The sequence below is a fragment of the Bacteroides sp. D20 genome (assembly GCF_003436255.1).
GTDB lineage: Bacteria > Bacteroidota > Bacteroidia > Bacteroidales > Bacteroidaceae > Bacteroides > Bacteroides uniformis.
In genome coordinates, this window is sequence record NZ_QSOO01000009.1 from 1 (window position 1) to 17,265 (window position 17,265).

The 17,265-nt window shown below is 50.5% G+C and carries 17 protein-coding genes and 1 tRNA gene; 7 read left to right on the forward strand and 11 right to left on the reverse strand.

Features of this window, described 5'->3' with window-relative positions; all coding sequences use genetic code 11:
• Positions 1–107 precede the first annotated feature (107 nt).
• Genes DXD78_RS10655 through DXD78_RS10665 form a run of 3 tightly spaced genes read right to left on the reverse strand, consistent with a single transcriptional unit; the run spans position 108 to position 2,443 of the window.
• Complete coding sequence (locus tag DXD78_RS10655) at positions 108–1,709, reverse strand: DUF3945 domain-containing protein (protein WP_005809263.1); 1,602 nt, start codon at positions 1,707–1,709, stop codon at positions 108–110.
• A gap of 20 nt (positions 1,710–1,729) precedes the next feature.
• Positions 1,730–2,080: a helix-turn-helix domain-containing protein gene (locus tag DXD78_RS10660; protein ID WP_032538123.1), complete on the reverse strand. Its 351-nt coding sequence runs from the start codon at positions 2,078–2,080 to the stop codon at positions 1,730–1,732.
• Between the two features lie 3 nt (positions 2,081–2,083).
• Positions 2,084–2,443, reverse strand: coding sequence for a helix-turn-helix domain-containing protein (locus DXD78_RS10665; protein WP_032538124.1), 360 nt, complete (start codon positions 2,441–2,443; stop codon positions 2,084–2,086).
• A 207-nt stretch (positions 2,444–2,650) separates the two neighbouring features.
• On the opposite strand from DXD78_RS10665, the gene DXD78_RS10670 reads away from it, so the two are divergent.
• Genes DXD78_RS10670 through DXD78_RS10680 form a run of 3 tightly spaced genes read left to right on the forward strand, consistent with a single transcriptional unit; the run spans position 2,651 to position 4,349 of the window.
• Entirely contained in the window at positions 2,651–2,944 is a 294-nt protein-coding gene (locus tag DXD78_RS10670; protein ID WP_023056835.1) for a helix-turn-helix domain-containing protein, read from the forward strand.
• 30 nt (positions 2,945–2,974) lie between these two features.
• Positions 2,975–3,280: a helix-turn-helix domain-containing protein gene (locus DXD78_RS10675; protein WP_032538125.1), complete on the forward strand. Its 306-nt coding sequence runs from the start codon at positions 2,975–2,977 to the stop codon at positions 3,278–3,280.
• A gap of 55 nt (positions 3,281–3,335) precedes the next feature.
• On the forward strand, positions 3,336–4,349 hold the full coding sequence (locus tag DXD78_RS10680; RefSeq protein WP_005809274.1) for a DUF2971 domain-containing protein: 1,014 nt from the start codon (positions 3,336–3,338) through the stop codon (positions 4,347–4,349).
• A 107-nt stretch (positions 4,350–4,456) separates the two neighbouring features.
• Here DXD78_RS10680 and DXD78_RS10685 read toward each other — a convergent pair whose 3' ends face one another.
• From DXD78_RS10685 to DXD78_RS10695, 3 genes are all read right to left on the reverse strand, one after another.
• Positions 4,457–4,819, reverse strand: a complete 363-nt coding sequence (locus tag DXD78_RS10685) for a hypothetical protein (RefSeq protein ID WP_005809276.1) — start codon at positions 4,817–4,819, stop codon at positions 4,457–4,459.
• Positions 4,820–4,831: 12 nt separating this feature from the next.
• Complete coding sequence (locus DXD78_RS10690) at positions 4,832–6,067, reverse strand: site-specific integrase (RefSeq protein ID WP_032542969.1); 1,236 nt, start codon at positions 6,065–6,067, stop codon at positions 4,832–4,834.
• Between the two features lie 525 nt (positions 6,068–6,592).
• Positions 6,593–6,665, reverse strand: a tRNA-Gly gene (locus DXD78_RS10695).
• 141 nt (positions 6,666–6,806) lie between these two features.
• Between DXD78_RS10695 and cobU the strand changes: the two genes are divergently transcribed.
• Genes cobU through cobC form a run of 4 tightly spaced genes read left to right on the forward strand, consistent with a single transcriptional unit; the run spans position 6,807 to position 9,696 of the window.
• A complete protein-coding gene (cobU, locus tag DXD78_RS10700) occupies positions 6,807–7,328 on the forward strand; it encodes a bifunctional adenosylcobinamide kinase/adenosylcobinamide-phosphate guanylyltransferase (protein ID WP_009038524.1) in 522 nt (173 codons plus the stop codon).
• A 30-nt stretch (positions 7,329–7,358) separates the two neighbouring features.
• Positions 7,359–8,396 carry a nicotinate-nucleotide--dimethylbenzimidazole phosphoribosyltransferase gene (gene cobT / locus DXD78_RS10705; RefSeq protein WP_009038525.1) on the forward strand — a complete coding sequence of 346 codons (1,038 nt, stop codon included), beginning with the start codon at positions 7,359–7,361 and terminating at the stop codon, positions 8,394–8,396.
• Position 8,397: 1 nt separating this feature from the next.
• Positions 8,398–9,141, forward strand: coding sequence for an adenosylcobinamide-GDP ribazoletransferase (gene cobS, locus DXD78_RS10710; RefSeq protein WP_009038526.1), 744 nt, complete (start codon positions 8,398–8,400; stop codon positions 9,139–9,141).
• A gap of 15 nt (positions 9,142–9,156) precedes the next feature.
• Positions 9,157–9,696, forward strand: a complete 540-nt coding sequence (cobC, locus tag DXD78_RS10715) for an alpha-ribazole phosphatase (protein ID WP_009038527.1) — start codon at positions 9,157–9,159, stop codon at positions 9,694–9,696.
• Here the strand turns inward: cobC and DXD78_RS10720 are convergent.
• The 5 genes from DXD78_RS10720 to DXD78_RS10740 form a co-directional block, all read right to left on the reverse strand.
• The gene (locus tag DXD78_RS10720; RefSeq protein ID WP_009038528.1) at positions 9,677–11,638 is read right to left on the reverse strand and encodes a sensor histidine kinase KdpD; all 1,962 of its coding nucleotides are present in this window, start codon (positions 11,636–11,638) and stop codon (positions 9,677–9,679) included. The genes cobC and DXD78_RS10720 overlap by 20 nt on opposite strands.
• A complete protein-coding gene (locus DXD78_RS10725; protein WP_117652725.1) occupies positions 11,635–13,515 on the reverse strand; it encodes a HAMP domain-containing sensor histidine kinase in 1,881 nt (626 codons plus the stop codon). Before DXD78_RS10725 ends, DXD78_RS10720 begins: the two co-directional genes overlap by 4 nt.
• A gap of 108 nt (positions 13,516–13,623) precedes the next feature.
• Positions 13,624–14,592 (reverse strand): adenosylcobinamide-phosphate synthase CbiB, encoded by a 969-nt coding sequence (gene cbiB, locus DXD78_RS10730; protein ID WP_009038530.1) that lies wholly within the window; start codon positions 14,590–14,592, stop codon positions 13,624–13,626.
• Positions 14,593–14,595: 3 nt separating this feature from the next.
• The gene (locus DXD78_RS10735; protein ID WP_009038531.1) at positions 14,596–15,630 is read right to left on the reverse strand and encodes a threonine-phosphate decarboxylase; all 1,035 of its coding nucleotides are present in this window, start codon (positions 15,628–15,630) and stop codon (positions 14,596–14,598) included.
• Positions 15,623–17,140, reverse strand: coding sequence for a cobyric acid synthase (locus DXD78_RS10740; RefSeq protein WP_178611733.1), 1,518 nt, complete (start codon positions 17,138–17,140; stop codon positions 15,623–15,625). Before DXD78_RS10740 ends, DXD78_RS10735 begins: the two co-directional genes overlap by 8 nt.
• Between the last annotated feature and the right edge of the window lie 125 nt (positions 17,141–17,265).

The following is a 17,265-nucleotide window of genomic DNA, read 5'->3' on the forward strand; positions in this document are numbered from 1 at the left end:
TGCGGGCGATTTCACGTGCCACGGAGGGCTTTTCTGCAATGATTGTCTTCATGCTGTTTTACTTTTTAATGGATTATTACTTTGGATTTAGTGGCGGACACGGGATGTTACATCTTCATGCCCTTGTTGTTTTTCTTCTGAGGCTTTTCCTGCTGCTTTTGCTGTTTGTCGTCTTTCGGAGCGGTCTGCCCTTTCAGCAACGGCTCTTTCAGGTTCTTGGTCGCCTCGTTGGTCTTTCCTTCGCTGTTCACCGCCACCTGTGTGCGGCTCTCGTTGGACGGGGCGACCTTCTGCGCGTTGTCGGGGTTGGTGTCGTAGCGGTACGGACGTCCCTTCTCCGGGTTGAACTTGATGTACATCGTGGCGTGGAAGCCTTGCTTGTCGGTCACGTTCTCCAGTTTGATGGCTTTGCCTGCCGCGTAATCGGCTTTCTGCTGGTCGGTGAAGTTCACACCGCTCCATTTGCTGATGGGGCGGATGCTGCCGTCGGCGTTCGTCCACGTGTTGCGGCGTTGCTCTTTCTGTGGGGCTGCGGAGTTTTCCATGCCCTGAGCCTGTCCCTGCGTGGGATTGTTCTTGGCTTCCTGCGTCTGGGCGGTACGGGGCGACCTGCCGGTTCCCGGTACGAACTCCACGCCTCGCTGCTCTACATTCACTTGGAGGGTGGTGACGAACTTCCTGCCGTCGTTACGCTCGATGAGCTTGTCGCGCACGGGCAGCCCGGCACGCAACATATCCTGTTCCTGTTTGGTGATTTCCGTCTTTCCGATGCGCTCCGGTATGCGTACCTTGTTTGCTGGTATGTCTGTGATTTCATTCGTCTTGCGGTCTATGCTGATGAACGAGGGGATGATTTCACCCGTTTCCCTGTCCACGATGTCCACGACCCTGCCGAGGTTGCCCGTTTCGCGCAGGTTCTTACGGTCTTCGTCGGAGAACTTGTGTTCCTTGTACTCGTCGAGTTTCTGCTCCTTGCGGATGAAATGCGGCACGAGGCTGACATTGCCTTCACCGTCTTTCTTGAAGGAAAGGCGGGCATCCAGCTCGAAAGCCTCGCCGCCGAACTTGGGCGACACTTTCACCAAATCGGACTTGCCGTAGTTGAGCATCTTCTGAAGGTCGCCGGACTTTTCAAGGTCGTCACGTTTCACGCCCCATTTCTCTTCCAGCTCCTGCCAGTTGATTTTGCTCTCGTCAATGGGCTGGTAGCCCCGTCTGCCTTGCGTCTGTTGTTGCGGGCCTTCCTGATTCTGTTCCTGCTTCTTTTCCATTTCTTCCTGTTTTGGGGTTTCTTTGGGCTGCTCTTCCTGCTTTTGTTCCGTCTGCTCCGTCTTTCCGGCGGTCTGTTCTTCCTTCACCTGCTTTTCGTAGCCGGAAGTGTCCACCTTGTGGGGCGCAAGCAGTTCCTTGTTGGCTTCGGGGTCTTTCAGCAGGTCTTTCATCACCTCCATCAGTTTGTCGGCTTGGTCTGCCGCGACACGGTAGAAACCGAAGCGGCTGGGTTCCTTGCACTGCCGGAAGAAGTTTTTGAAGAAGTTGTCCAGCACGTCGCCGTGGCGGTCGAATTGCAGGAAACTCTGCGCGTTCTCCGCTTTCGCGGGGGTGCGCTTGGGGGAACCGTCGGCATCCAGCCCGGCTACCACGCTGATCTCGCCCGTCTTCTCATCACGGACTATCAGCACGTCCTTTTCGCTTTTTTTCTTTGCCATTTGAAAAATGTTTTAATGGGTTATTTTTGAAAGAAATTATGGATACGAGCCTTGTAGAAGGCTATATCTTCCTTTTTGAAGTCCTTTACGTGTCCGGAAAGGAACGTCAGCACGTCCTCTTCGCTGTAATAGGTCTTTTTGCCGAGCGTCTTGTACGGCAACGCGCCGATGCTGCGGTAGCGTTGCAGGGTACGCTTGCTTATCTGGAGCAGCATACAGAGGTCTTGGTTGTCGAACATCCTGATACGCTCCATCGGGTTCGGGGCTTTGCCGGACGGCTGCAAGGACAGCAGCAGTTCGTCCTGACGGTCGAGCCGTTCCATCAGCTTCCGCATCCAGCTCTCAAAATTGTTTCGGGTAAGCAGTTCCATATGTCACGTCCTCCTTCTTTTGGGTTTGCCGCCGCCCGTGCGTAGCGTATGGTTGCGTTTCAGTTCCGTCGGTGTCGCCGCGTCTTCCATGACGGTGCAGTCCGCAAGCAGGCGGTCGATTTCAGACTGTCGGTAGCGGCATTTGCCGCGCAGCACTACATAGCCGATGCGATGCTCGTTACGCATACGCTGGAGGGTGCGGGTACTCACATTCAACAGGTGCGCCGCCTCACGGGTGGTGAGCAACCTGTCTGCGGATTTTTCCTTTCTTTCGCCGGAAACGGCACGCACGTGTGCCGCTATCTCGGCTATCTGTTCCGTCAATGCGGTGAAAGCGGAACTTTCCATCGTTATTACTTTCATATTCAGTCCTTTCTTTTGGTTTCTGCGGCAAAATTCGGCAATAAACAAAAGGGGCTTTAACAGCTCACTACGTGTCTCACGTAAGATTTTTATTGGAAATGGCTCCATTACCCGGACAGACGGCGCAACATACAGCCTTTCAGCGGGAAACGATATGCGTTCATGAGGATGGCGTTACCTTTGCGGCAAACCTGAAATGTTTTGAATATGGAAATTGTATCTATCGAGAAAAAGACCTTCGAGATGATGGTGGCGTCCTTCAACGCCCTCTCGGAGAAGGTTGCCGCCCTGAGGCGCAAGAGCGACGGCGGGCGGTTGGAAAGATGGCTCACGGGCGAGGAAGTCTGCGGGCAGTTGAGAATCAGCCCGCGCACGTTGCAGACGTTGCGCGACAAGCGGCTTATCGGCTACTCGCAGATAAACCGCAGGTTCTATTACAAGCCGGAAGAAGTTAGGAGGCTGATTCCGCTTATCGGTACGCTCTATCCCGGCGGCAGGTAATCTTATTATTCACCCACTGAATCCAAAGTTATGATGAACGAGAACAACGATGTTTTTACACTGGAGGACGAGCCGCTTGCCACCGTGGTGCAGAATATGCGCAAAGGCTCTAAATGGCTCTCTGCATTTTTGGAAAACTACCGTCCACCGCTGGACGGGGAACGTTACCTGACGGACAGGGAGGTGGCGGAGTTGCTCCGTGTGAGCCGCCGTACCTTGCAGGAATACCGTAACAACAGAGTGTTGCCCTTTATCCTTTTAGGCGGGAAGGTGCTTTACCCCGAATCGGGATTGCGTGAACTGCTGGAGGCGAATTACCGCAAACCGATGGAGTAATGTCCTGACATTCCGGAATAAAATGCGTACCTTTGTGGTTAAAACGAATACCATTATGCTTCGGAGTGAATTTGCAAAATTGTTAGAATCCACAATAATTCCTGAAGGAATTGAGCAAGAGGACATAAAATCCCGAATCTATCCTATAAGTGCAGCATTGATGTCAATGTTGCCACAAAAACTGTATAGATATAGGAGTTGTTCAACATTAAACCTTGATGCTTTTGACAAGGATCTGGTTTATGCTGTTACTGCTGATAAGTTTAATGACCCCTATGACACTCTTGTTTATTATAGTTTGGATAATATTCAAGAGCAAATGAGAGCTTGTTGTACAGAAGAATTTCTTGAACAATTCAAACAGATACTTGAAACTAAAGATTTCGAATTTCCTCCAAGTGTAATCCAATTTTTCGGAAGAAACAATTTGACAGGTTTAAAAAAACAGGTAATATCGTGTAACGGCATAAATCCATTGACATTAGCTCTTTTTAGTGTTGTAATGGAAAACATATTGAAAGAAATCCTATTAAAAATGGGGGATACATTAAAGGTCGTATCTACAATAGCATGTTTAAGTGAAAGCATAGATTCTGTTATAATGTGGAGTCACTATGCCCAAAATCATGAAGGGTTTGCATTGGAATATGATTTAAGGTTCTTATTAGAACAAGGAGAAATGAATTGTTGTATCTTGCCTGTTATATATGATAATAACCGCTTTGATGCAAATAGTTTTATTCAATGGTATATAGCAAAGAGCTTGGGGCTGGATGTTAAAAATATAGATTCACTATCGCATTTGAAAATGGCTATTCACAAATCCACACAGTGGGAATATGAAAATGAATGGCGTATTATTCATTCAGAGAAACAACCTGCCGCACATTCTCGTGCAACAAGCCTGAAAATTGTTCCTAAAGCAATCTATTATGGAGAGAGAATTTCAAACATCCACAAGAAAACTTTGCATTATATAGCACAAGAAAAAGGAATTGCGGAATATGATATGTACATTGATTGTGGCTCGTTAAAGTATGAGATGTTATATAAGCCATCTCAATTTTGATACCTCATATTCTTTAGCACATAATTTGTATATTCAAAATTGACTATTTTAAAGTTAAAACGGACAGCTTGATGGTTGTCCGTTTTTAATTGATTTTCATCGTCTTTTCAGCAGTAACCGCCTTTTCCGCTATGTACGAATAACATGTAGGCGGTATGCTTGTCTTTTGCAAGTGCCTTGTCCATCAGCCAGCGGCGGAAAAGATGGGCATGGTATGTGCTCAGCCGAAAGGTGACGGGGATGATTATCTCAAGCGAGTAAACATCCGCATACAGACCGTTTTCAAGTTGGATGTAGCGGCATGCCTCGTAGTCGTTCAGCACGTCCGTTTTGAGGATGGCTTTGATGGCGGCGTTCACTGCCGGGACACCCGTGTGGAACAGTCTGGCGATTTCTCCGGCGGTCATCCATACATCGTTACCGGTTACGCTGACCGCCTTGTCCTCAATGATGATTATGTCACGTTTCATGGCTTCTCTGTTTTAGATGGTACGACCTGCAAATTCTTCGATTTGGTTCAATCTCGCGGCAAGGTTCTCCATGTCTTGATTGAGCTTCTCTTTGGTTATTTTCGCGTATATCTGCGTTGTCTTTATGCTTTTGTGTCCCAGCATGGAACTGACCGTTTCGATGGGTACGCCGTTGGAGAGGAACACCGTCGTGGCGGCCGTGTGGCGGCTTTGATGCCATGTAATATGCTTGGTGATACCGCAACGCTTGGCGACGGCACGGATTCCGGCAAGGCACGTGTTATAGTGGGGTACGGGGAATATCCTGCCGTCCCCACACAGCCCACGGTATTTGTCGATGATGCGCTTCGCTATGTCGAGCATACGGATGTTGGACACCACACCCGTCTTCTGGCGGTTGATGTTTATCCACTCGTGTTCGTCAAAGTAGGTGCGGATATTCTCTTCCGTCAGGTTGCGCATATCGGCGAACGACAAGCCCGTGAAGGCGCAGAACAGGTATAAATCACGATACAGTTCTTGCTTCGCATTCTTCAGCTTACCTTCCATCAGCAGGCGGATTTCATCTTTCGTCAGAAAGCTGCGGGTCGTTTCCTCCTTCTTGATTTCATACTCGCGGAACGGGTCGCGCGTGAGCCACTCATTGTTGATGGCGATGAACACCATCGTCCGAAGCGGGCAGACATACAGCCACACGGTGTTGGTGCAGCAGTGTTTGTCCGTGCGCAGGAACATTTCAAAATCGGAAATGAAAGCGGGGGTAAGCTCTTTCAGGGCGATGTCCTTCACGTGGTAGCGGATGGTGAGGAACTCTTGCAGGTGCTTGTAAACGATCTTGTATTTGTCAAACGTGCCTTTGGCTTTCATGCCTGCCTCCACCTGCTTGGCATAGTCCTCGTTGTGTTGCCGGAACACCTGCAATAGCGTGTGGTAGCGGTGTTCCAGTCCAAGAAAGGCGTTTTTCACCTTTTCCGCAGTGACGAAGTTGTCACGCTCCATGATTTCCTGATAGTGCTTGTTGATGCGTACGCGCATCTTGTCGAGCATACGGTTCGTTTCGAGTGCAGCCGTGCTTCTGCCCGTGACACGTCCTCCTTTGGTGTCCCACAGCTTAGGATCGACGGTCAGTTTGCAGCTGAACTGTGTTTGGCTGCCGTCCACCGTGATACGTCCCATGACGGGTACTGTCCCGTCCTTTTTCACTACCTGACGTTTGAGGTAGTAGATAACTGAAAATGTACTCTTCATCGTCCTTAATTTTTTTAGGTTCAAAATTAGTCGGTGAAGAATCCTTCGTCGGTACGCAAAACACGGAGGAACGACGCAATCTTTTTCCGTAACTGGATTTGTCGCGTGAGTTGTTAGTAACTCACTATATCACAACGCCTTGTTTTGCCATTCGTGCCAATTTCGTCACCTATATGGTGTGGTTACGAACAAGTAACGTTGCGACGTCTTGACTTGGCTTCGGCAAGGATTGTGGTGGCGTTGGAGATAATCGGCTGCTTAAATGAAACCTCTGTAAATCAATTCTATTACTTCATTCTTCTGTATTCCACTTTTTTGTAGTATCTTTGTATTAATACTATTCACGATGTAATATATATTTCGGCTATATTACATATGCGAACAAACAATAAGAAAAACAGAAAAAGGGGAAAAACAATATAAGTGCAGCTTAAAAAATAGTTTAGAAGAATTATTAATACCTGAGAATGAATGTTCTTAAAAAAGAAAAAGACTGAATAACTAAGTATTCAGCCTTTTATAAAGAGCGGCAAGCGAGACTCGAACTCGTGACCCTCAGCTTGGGAAGCTGATGCTCTACCAACTGAGCTACTGCCGCATAAACATTTCCAAGGTCATGCCTTAAAAACGGTGGCAAAGTTAATAAATTCCTTCCTAAAAAAACAAACGTTTCGTCAAATATTTCCTATTTTTGCTCGGGAAAACAAAGATATTCTTTCAAAATACAGACTAAATACCAATGAAACGAATCATACTCATCACCGGAGGAGCACGTTCCGGCAAAAGCACCTATGCGGAAAAGTTGGCACTCAAGCTCTCTCCCACTCCCGTTTATCTTGCCACAGCACGCATTTGGGACGAAGAATTCCGCCAGAGGGTAATCCGGCATCAGGAACGCCGGGGACCGGAATGGACAAACATCGAAGAGCAGAAAGAACTCAGCCGCCACCGGCTGGAGGGACGGATCGTCCTGATAGACTGCATCACCTTATGGTGTACCAACTTTTTCTTCGACCTGCATTCAGATACCGACCGGGCACTTGCCGCAGTAAAGGCAGAGTTCGACCGCTTCACGGCACAAGACGCAACCTTCATCTTTGTAACCAATGAAATAGGTATGGGAGGAGCTTCCGAGAACGAACTGCAACGAAAGTTCACGGACATGCAAGGCTGGATGAACCAATATGTAGCCGCCCGTGCCGACGAAGTGATACTGATGGTATCCGGCATCCCACTTACCGTAAAAAACACTCATTCATAAAACAACAAACAATTAAAATTCAACAGACTGATGAAAACATTTCATATCACCCGTCCGGACGAGTCAATCCGTCCCGCATTGATTGACAAAATCAACAACCTGACCAAACCCAAAGGTTCATTGGGCATTTTAGAAGAACTGGCACTCCAAATCGGACTCATACAACAGACATTATCCCCCGCCTTGAAACATCCGCAAAACATTATCTTCGCCGCCGACCACGGCATTGTAGAAGAAGGTGTCAGTCTGTCTCCAAAGGAAATCACCTGGCAGCAAATCAGCAACTTCCTTCATGGAGGGGCAGGTGTCAATTTCCTCTGCCGGCAGCACGGCTTTACCCTGAAAATAGTAGATGCAGGAGTAGACTACGACCTCCCCTACGAGAAAGGCATCATCAATATGAAAGTGCGCAAAAGTACCAGAAATTATCTGCACGAGGCAGCCATGACGGAAGAGGAAATGGAGATGTGCCTGGAACGGGGTGCCGAGGTGGTGCGCCAATGCCATGAAGAAGGCAGCAATGTCCTCAGCTTCGGTGAAATGGGTATCGGAAACACCTCTTCATCCTCCCTGTGGATGACCTGCTTTACCAGTATTCCTCTGGAACAATGTGTCGGCGCAGGCAGCGGACTCGACAGCGCGGGCATCCGCCACAAATACGAAGTGCTGAAACAGTCTATGGAGAATTACAAAGGCGACGGCTCTCCCCGGGACATCATCCGCTACTTTGGTGGACTGGAAATGGTAATGGCCATAGGCGCCATGCTGCAAGCTGCCGAGCTGAAGATGATTATCCTTGTTGACGGATTCATCATGACCAACTGCCTGCTTGCCGCCGCCAGGCTCTACCCGGAAGTGACGGATTACGCCATCTTCGGACACTGCGGAGACGAGTCGGGCCACAAACTGGTGCTCGACGCCCTGCATGCCCGTCCGCTGCTGAATCTGGGGCTGCGTTTGGGAGAAGGAACAGGGGCCATCTGTGCATATCCCATTGTCGACTCGGCCGTGCGGATGCTCAATGAAATGGATAACTTTGTACATGCCTCCATCACCAAATACTTTTAACATGAACAATGTCTTGGCTGCATTCATAATGCTCACCCGACTGCCCTTCTGGAAAATCAAGGAAGTACCGGCAGAATGTTTCAAGCATGTGGTTCCCTATTGGCCGCTTATAGGCTGGCTGACGGGAGGCGTGATGGCGGCAGTGCTGTGGCTTGCCGGACAGATTATGCCGGTGTCATTGGCATGGATTCTTGCCCTCATCGCACGCCTGCTTGTCACCGGTTGCCTGCACGAAGACGGACTGGCGGACTTTTTCGACGGCTTTGGTGGCGGCACCACCCGAGAACGGACTCTTGCCATCATGAAGGATTCCCACATCGGAAGCTACGGTGTCATCGGATTGATATGCTATTTCCTGCTGTTGCTCCAACTTCATCACCTGCCACTGGGACTTCTCTGCATCCTTGTGCTCAGCGGTGACTGCTGGTCCAAGTTCTGTGCCTCCCAGATTGTCAACTACCTGCCCTATGCCCGGAAAGAGGAAGACAGCAAAAGCAAAACCGTCTACAACCGCATGAGTCGGCACGAGTTACTGGCCGGATTTCTTTGCGGCCTGCTTCCTTTCGTACTGCTGCTGCCTATAAAACTGTGGATTGCCACCCTCTTCCCACTGCTCACCTTCTTCCTGCTCTACCGATTGATGAAGCGACGCCTGCAAGGATATACGGGGGACTGCTGCGGGGCTACTTTCCTGCTATGCGAACTGTCCTTCTACTTGGGAAGCCTTATCCTAATTATAAATTAAAACCAAAAATTAAAGATGGAAGTAATACTCATTCGACACACTTCGGTAGATGTTCCTCCGGGCGTATGCTACGGACAGACCGATGTTCCCCTGAAACCCACGTTTGAAGCGGAAGCCGCCGTGACAGCAGAAAACCTGAAGGCATACCTTCCGTTCGACCACGTCTACACCAGTCCCCTGACCCGCTGCGTGCGCCTCGCCACCTATTGCGGCTATCCCGATGCAGAACGGGACAAACGGATTATGGAAATCAATTTTGGCGACTGGGAGATGAAGCCGTTCGAGCAGAATGAGGACCCACGCCTGCAGGAATGGTATGCCGACTACATAAACGTGGCAGCTACCGGTGGAGAATCTTTTGCTATGCAATACCGGCGTGTCAGCCAGTTTTTGGACGAATTAAAGAAGAAGCCCTATACACGCGTTGCCATCTTCGCACACGGAGGCGTATTAATCTGCGCACAACTCTATGCCGGAATCCTTAAAGCCGAAGAAGCCTTCGACGCATTGACGCCCTACGGCGGCATCGTCCGCATCAATCTCGACAAGGAATAGTGAACGAAATAGTAGGGCCTTCCTCCGCTTCGGTTTGCACCTTGTAGATACCTCCAAAATAATGAATAAAATGGGCATTGATTTCATGGCGAATCAAGCTCGTTTTATTCTCAAAATGTACCTTTGCAAACGGGGCGTTGACCACGTCGAAATAAAGGAGCGGTTTACTCCGGTCGCGTCTGATGCGGATAATCGCCTCATAACGGGAAGTGTCATTCTCTGACGGAGTCAGCAGGCTGACAAGCAATGTATCGAACCACCTCCGGTCCGTCCTTGCAAGCTGTTCCTTGAGATCGGTCTGCAGGCTGACAGACACAGTGCTCTCCCCACGACCGTTCACTTTATCCAGCACCTCACTGCACAACTGAATAACGTCACACTCCTCGTCCTCATACTGAATCTTGCCGGACTCCAAGCGGGACAACTCCAGAATGCTGTTGACATAATTCAGCAGACTTTCCGCATTGGTCTGAATCATCTGTCCGTACTCCTTCTTAGTCTCTTTATCCAGCTCCTCTTTCCCGATCAGCAATTCGGCAAAGCCCACCACCACATTCAGCGGGGTACGTATATCATGGCTGATTTCCGATTTCAGACGCTCCTTCGCGATGTTGTCCGTCTCTGCCTGCAAGGCGGCTTCAGCCGTCTTCTTCTCTACGACAGCAATCTTTCCGGAGACATAGCGCGTATACAGATAGAAAAGCAGCATCAGCAGCAGGCAGACACCCAGGAATATAAATCCTATACGGTAATTCATGTCCTGAATCTTCTGCTTCTCCAGCAACAGCTCGTCAATGTGGTAAATCTCCTTCACCTGCTTCAACTGGTTGGCCGAGAAGGCATTGTTCAGCGAATCCTGCTTGCGTATGAGGTAGCGCCGGGTCTCGATGGCCCCGTCAATGTCCCCCTTGTCATATTGCGTACTCGCCTTGTAGTTTATCAAAGTGGCAAAGGTGGAGACGTAGTTGTTCAGTACCGTAGGGGTCACCTCGTCTATCAATGCGATGCTTTTGTCATACTCATCGGTCTTGGCATAATATTGAAGCTGTATCAACTGGACATTCAGCCAGAAGACGGGATCTACATGCGGCTCAAGCAGTTTCTTTACTTTCTCGATATGCTCGTGCGCCACTGTAAAGTTCTTCTGGTTCATGTAGTGCAGGATATACTTCACTTCGCAGTCAATCTCGAAATTGCTCCAGTTCTTCCGTGTCTCGGGTTCTTTGGAAATGACCGCCTGCAACGTCGTGTCCATTTCATGCAAATAGGGCAGCTTCAGGCTGTCTTTACCGCCATTGCCGTATACCTGGGCAATACGCGACAGTATATCCACCTTCAGGCTGGCCTTTGTCTGGGGAGAGAAATTCCGGTAAGCCTCCAAGAAAGAGTCCAGTGCCTCATTCGGGCGGCTGGACACTCCGTAGGCACATCCCAGACTGTTATACGCTGCTATCATCCCGTTATTGCTATGGCGGAGTTTTGATTCCTCCAACGTCTCCTTAGCCACATACACCGCTTTCTCTATCTGTCTCTTGGAAGCCAGGGCGCGGCTGATGGCAGCCTTCTGCTCCAGATAATAATCGTAAGTGCCTACCTGGGGGACAAAATCCTTCAGCACATCCACCCAATACGACAGACTGTCCGGGTCGTGTTTCTTGTCATAACATGCCGCCAGATAGTAAGCGCCCATATTCTCATAGAAAGCGTTCTTCTGCCGCCGCGCCTCCTCGTACAGACGGGTGGAAAAAGTCATGTTATAGGGAGCATACTGGTGCTTGTAGGCCATGTCACGGAGATACGTCAGCCGGACAAGGGTGGCCGGCAGGGTATCGGCAACCTTCAGGATGCTGTCCTGATACCGGACAGCCCCCGTGTCTTCTGCCAGCAGCGGACAGATATATCCGCAAAACAAAACATGGATGAGAATCAGTATTCGTTTCATTGCGCCGTTCCTCCGTGTAATGCGGGATTATACTTCAAAGGATGCGTAAAACAGAAACGCGCGCCACGGGTGTACCCACTGTCCACCCACAGCTTGCCGTTCATATATTTCACAATCAGTTGGCAGATGGAAAGGCCCAGTCCGCTTCCCTGCACAAAATCATTCAGCTTTTCAAAGCGTTCAAAAATCAAGTGCTGCTTCTCCGGTGGAATGCCGCATCCGGTATCCGTCACGGAGAAAAGTGCCGTACCGGCATCAGCCATCTTCAGTTCCAGCACGATGGAGCCTTGTTCCGTAAACTTGGTGGCATTCACCAGCAGGTTTATCAAGACTTGGCGGAGGCGCGCATCGTCCGTATCCAGCATCAGGACGGACAAATCCGTGTCAAAACGCATTTCAACCTCCAGCTTGCGCGAGGCCATCACGGTCTCCACGACCTCATTACACAACTTCACGGCATCATGCGTGCGGATGTTGAAGGTTATATTGTCATTCTCGAAATCCGAGAAATCCAGAATGTCATTGATAAGTTTCAGCAACTGAAAGGAATTCACCTTGATAATTTCGGAGAACTCCCGGCGCGATTCGTCATCGAACGACTCGTCCTCATCCGTCAGTACCGCCGAGAATCCGACAATGGCATTCAGCGGCGTACGTACCTCATGGCTCATGTTCGAAAGAAACATATTCTTCCGTTGTATGGCTTGCACCGCTTTCTCCTTCATCGCCTCCTGCCGCATCTGGGAACGCTTCAAACGGAATATCTTCTTCCAGCCCAGCACCAGGAGGAATATCAGAAACAGTACGGACACAATGATGCCTGCCAGATAGAAACGCATGGATACAATGCGGTCGCGTTCGTTCTGGTAGGCCAGTTGGTCGGCCTGGAAACGGGTACAGAGCCGGTCTATCTCCTTGGGATAGTTCTTCTCGAACGAAGTCTTGATATACGAAAAGACCTTGCCGTACTGTCCGTAGGCTTCTTCCTTATTTCCCATCTTCACCAGTAAATCCGCTTTTTCGAGCAGAGCTTCCTTGTAGATGTTATGGTTTATCCGGGCATATTCGGTTTGAAGGAAATCATTGTAGGCGGTCAAGGCTGCCTCATGCTCTCCGGTGGCCACCAGATAACGGGCATCTATAATCAGAAGGTATTGCCGTATCTCCGGAATCAGCTGCGTTTCAAGCTGGCCTATCTGTACCAGACAATGGCTGGCAGCTTTCAAGTCACCCTTGAATAATTGGCAGGAAGCATTGGAGATGTGACGCATGGCCAGCTCCAGCGGAGAAAGCCGGTCTTCCGGATAGAGGTTCAGACGTGCAAGATAACGCGAGGCACCGTTTACATTCCGTATGCGCAGGTTATAATCTATCAGTTCCACCAGTAGCATACGGATATGCACATCCTCCCCGTCCATCCCATCCAGCAGTCTCAAGGACTCTTCATAAGCGACACCGGCTTCCCGGAGCCTGCCGGTATAGCTGTACACCTCTCCCATGGCATTCAGCGCAAGGGCATTGCCGAAGGGGTAGGCAAGCGCGCGGGCTTTGGAGTACATCTGGTCGCTCTGGGCAATAGCCATACGGATTTCTCCACGGAAAAGGGAGGATTTTATAAGTATTCTTTCCAGTTCGAAATAGGTGTAATAGCGCTGGGATTCATCCAATTGGGACAAAAGGCCGTCGGCATTCAGCGAGTCACACTCCTCCCGGGTCAGATAGTCGAAACCGAGGCTGTTGTGAAAAGTGGAGATGACCTCATGGACTATACTTTCCTTTTCTTTAGTCCAAGAATCCGCTTTATCTGTTGCCGATGCAATTATTGTGCTCCCGAACCAAATAAAGAAAAGGAATATATATAGTTGCTTTATCCTCATTTATAAGACTTTGTCTGCTTTAAAAGTTACATTTTTAATGCAACGCGGTCTTGCAAAGATATTATATCTTTTTGGAACGGACAAAGAATCAGTTAAAATAACAACATTTTAAAAACAAAAGGAAGCCAAGGTCGATGTCACTATTACGGCAACTACCATCCACCACTCCACACGCCGGTTGATGCGGACAGCCACACGCATATCTTCTGTCTTCAGAGGCCGTTCATTAGAACCGATATAAGGTTTCCATACCTCCTCGCCGAAATAGTTGTGCGGCCCCCCGAAACGGCAATTCAAAATACCGGCAAGGGCGGCTTCCGGATAACCGGAATTGGGACTGGCATGCTGGCTGCCATATCTGCCCACAAAAGCAAACAAGGAAAGGCGACCGGAAACCAGTACCATCAGAAAGGCTGTCAGACGAGCAGGAATATAATTGGCAACATCATCCAGACGGGCGGCGAAACAGCCGAACCGACGATAGCGCTCGTTCTTGTAGCCGACCATGGAATCCAACGTGTTCACCATCTTATAGGCAAGCATGCCCGGAACTCCCAACAGCAGATACCAGAATAAGGGAGCAACGACCCCGTCACTCAAATTCTCTGCCAAAGTCTCCAATGCCGCGGTTCTCACCTCCTGCGCCGAGAGCGCAGACGTATCACGCCCAACGATACGTGCCACTTGCATCCTCCCTTCCTCCAAGGAACGGTCCACCGCCTTGAACACCATACGCACCTCGCGAACCAGCGTAGTGCCCGCCAAGCAATAGAATATCAGCAGTATCTGCACCGTCAGCAGCATGCCCGGAGAAAAGAGTGCAGCCAAGCGGAGTAGCAGAAGCGTGACGAAATACACACCTGCCACGAGGAGCACCGTCATAAGCGCTCCTTTCAGGAAACGCGAATCGCCCCGGTTCAACCGGTGCTCACAGAAAGAAATGGCTTTGCCGAAAGCCACCACCGGATGGGGTAGCCACGCCGGGTCGCCCAGCCAGTGGTCGAGCAGCCAGGCTGTGAGAAGCGGCAGGTTCAAGTTGAAGGCGACACCCAAAAGTATAAGCACATCTTCTTCCATCGGTTATTCCTCCTCAAGCCATTGTCCTATTGCTTTTACAAGCCTGTCATTCTCCTCCCGGCTCTGGGCGGCTATACGGAAGAAATGCTCATTCAGTCCGTCGAAGTTGGAGGCGTCCCGAATCAAGATACCATGCTCCCCTGCCAGATAGTCTTTCAAAGCGGAAGCCCTACCCATACGGAGGCACACCAGCATGAAATGGGTTTCGGTGGCCCATACCTCCAGTCCTCCCAATGCCTCGAGCGCACTGCGCAGGCGGGCAGCCTCTTGCAAGTAAGACGCCACATCCAGCGGATTGGGAACATCATGTTCCAGCAGATGGAGCCCTGCCTCAATGGCAAGCTGGTTGACCGACCAGGGCATACGGTTGGTACGCAGACGGTGCAGCAGGTGGGGGGCGCCGGTGACATATCCCAGTCGCAGACCGGGAACGGCATAACGCTTGGTCATGGAGTGCAGCAGCAAGACGTTGGGAAACTCCGCAGCCTCGGCAGCAGAGAAAAGCGGACGCAAGGTGAAAAACTCGTAGGACTGGTCGATGACGAAACAGACCTGCGGATTATGACTGATAAGTGTTGCCAGATATTCCTTCTCCACAACCGTTCCGGTAGGGTTATTGGGATTGCACAGCCACAGCATGCGCACCTCTTCCGGCAAGCGATACCCCTCGCTCTCCGCAGGAAGCCGGTAGAGGGAAGTGACCCGATGGCCGTGCATGCGGCAGGCATCGGCATATTCACTGAAAGTGGGCTGCACAATGGCGGTGTTTGTCCCGCGGAAAGTCTGTGCGGTAAGATAGATGGCTTCGGTAGCTCCGTTCGTCACGCACACTGCCTCGGCAGGAAGACGGTGGCAGCGGGCAAGGCAGGCCTCAAACGTGTAAGGCTCCGGTTCGGGATAGTTGCCGATGCCGTCAATCCGGGCACACAGATGCGCCTTCAAGGCAGAGAGGTCTACCCTGCTGTAAACGTTCGAGCTGAAGTTTGCCGTAATGGGACGGCTGTATTTATAGGAATCGTCTCCGTGTCCTTCAATCATGGTTCTTTGTCAATATTTGGTAGATAAGCGGCAGGTTGACGTGGCGGCGCACGTGCTCGGCAAGCCTATCGTATTGTTCTTCTTTGAATGTATGGTAATCGAAAGCGCCGGCATTCCCGGACAGTTTGTCTGCAAAAGGCGCAAGCAGGAAATCTATGAATTCCGGATTGTCGAGAATGCCATGAATATAGGTCCCCATGCAGGTGGAGTCCACGCAGTAACCGTCGGTAGAGCCGTTCTCCAAAAGATTCAGGGGAGAATCGGGAGTACCTTCCACGGGGGTGGTCACTCCCATATGGATTTCATAACCCTGCATTAATGAAGAATGGAGAGTGGAAGATGGAGAATGGGGACTGCACAGACCGAACTTCACCTGGCGGGTCACCTTCTCTCCCGACATGCGGGTACTGATGGGCAACAGCCCCAGTCCGGGCAGGCGTTCAATGTCCCCCTCCACATGCTCAGGGTCGAGCACCTCCTGCCCCATCATCTGATAGCCGCCGCAGATACCCATCACGGTGGCACCTTCACGGTGGGCACGGATGATGGCAGCCGCCACACCGTTACGGCGTAATTCGTAAAGGTCATCAAGCGTGCTCTTGGAGCCGGGCAGCAGGATGACGTCGGCCTTTGCCAGCTCATCCACATTGTTGGTATAGAAGAGATGTACGCGCGGGTCACGTTCCAGGACATTAAAATCGGTAAAGTTACTGAGGTGGCGCAGCAGAATGACGGCGATGTTCACCTTTCCCTTCTCGGCACGGACAGACTTTGCGGCAAGCGCCACGGAGTCTTCTTCTTCAATGTAGATATCACGGTAGTAAGGTACTACCCCGACAACGGGAATGCCGCAAAGCTCCTCCAGCATCGTAATGCCCGACTCGAAGAGACGTATATCCCCCCGGAACTTGTTGATAAGAATTCCTTTAATGCGTTCCCGCTCATGGGGACGAAGCAACATCAGCGAACCATAGACACTGGCAAACACACCGCCACGGTCAATGTCCCCCACAAGGATTACATCGGCTCCGGCATGCAGGGCCATCGGCAGATTGACAAGGTCGGTATCCCGCAGATTGATTTCGGAGATGCTTCCCGCGCCTTCCAGCACAACGGGATTATAGCGAGCGGCAAGGCGGTCGTAGGCAGCACAAACCTCCCGGCGCAGCTCGTCGCGTCCTTCCTTGCGGAAATACTCATAAGCATTGCGGTTGCCGATAGGACGCCCGTTGAGGACAACCTGCGAGGTATGGTCCGACTGTGGTTTCAGCAGTAGCGGATTCATGTCCGTGTGGCAAGGCACTCCGGCGGCTTCTGCTTGCACAGCCTGGGCACGGCCTATCTCCAGCCCTTCGGGAGTGGCAAATGAATTGAGCGCCATATTCTGTGCCTTGAACGGTGCGGGCTGATAGCCGTCCTGCTTGAAGATGCGGCAGAAGGCGGCAGCAATGATACTCTTTCCCACATCACTGCCCGTCCCGGCAAACATAATCGGATGAAGTTTCTCCATAAATTCCATTTTAGCGAATGCAAAGATAGTGCAAATCCGAATATCTCTCCCATTCATAAGCCATATCTTCGGAAACTATTCGTTATATTTGTAACGTTCTATTCAAAAAGATGACTACTGAACAA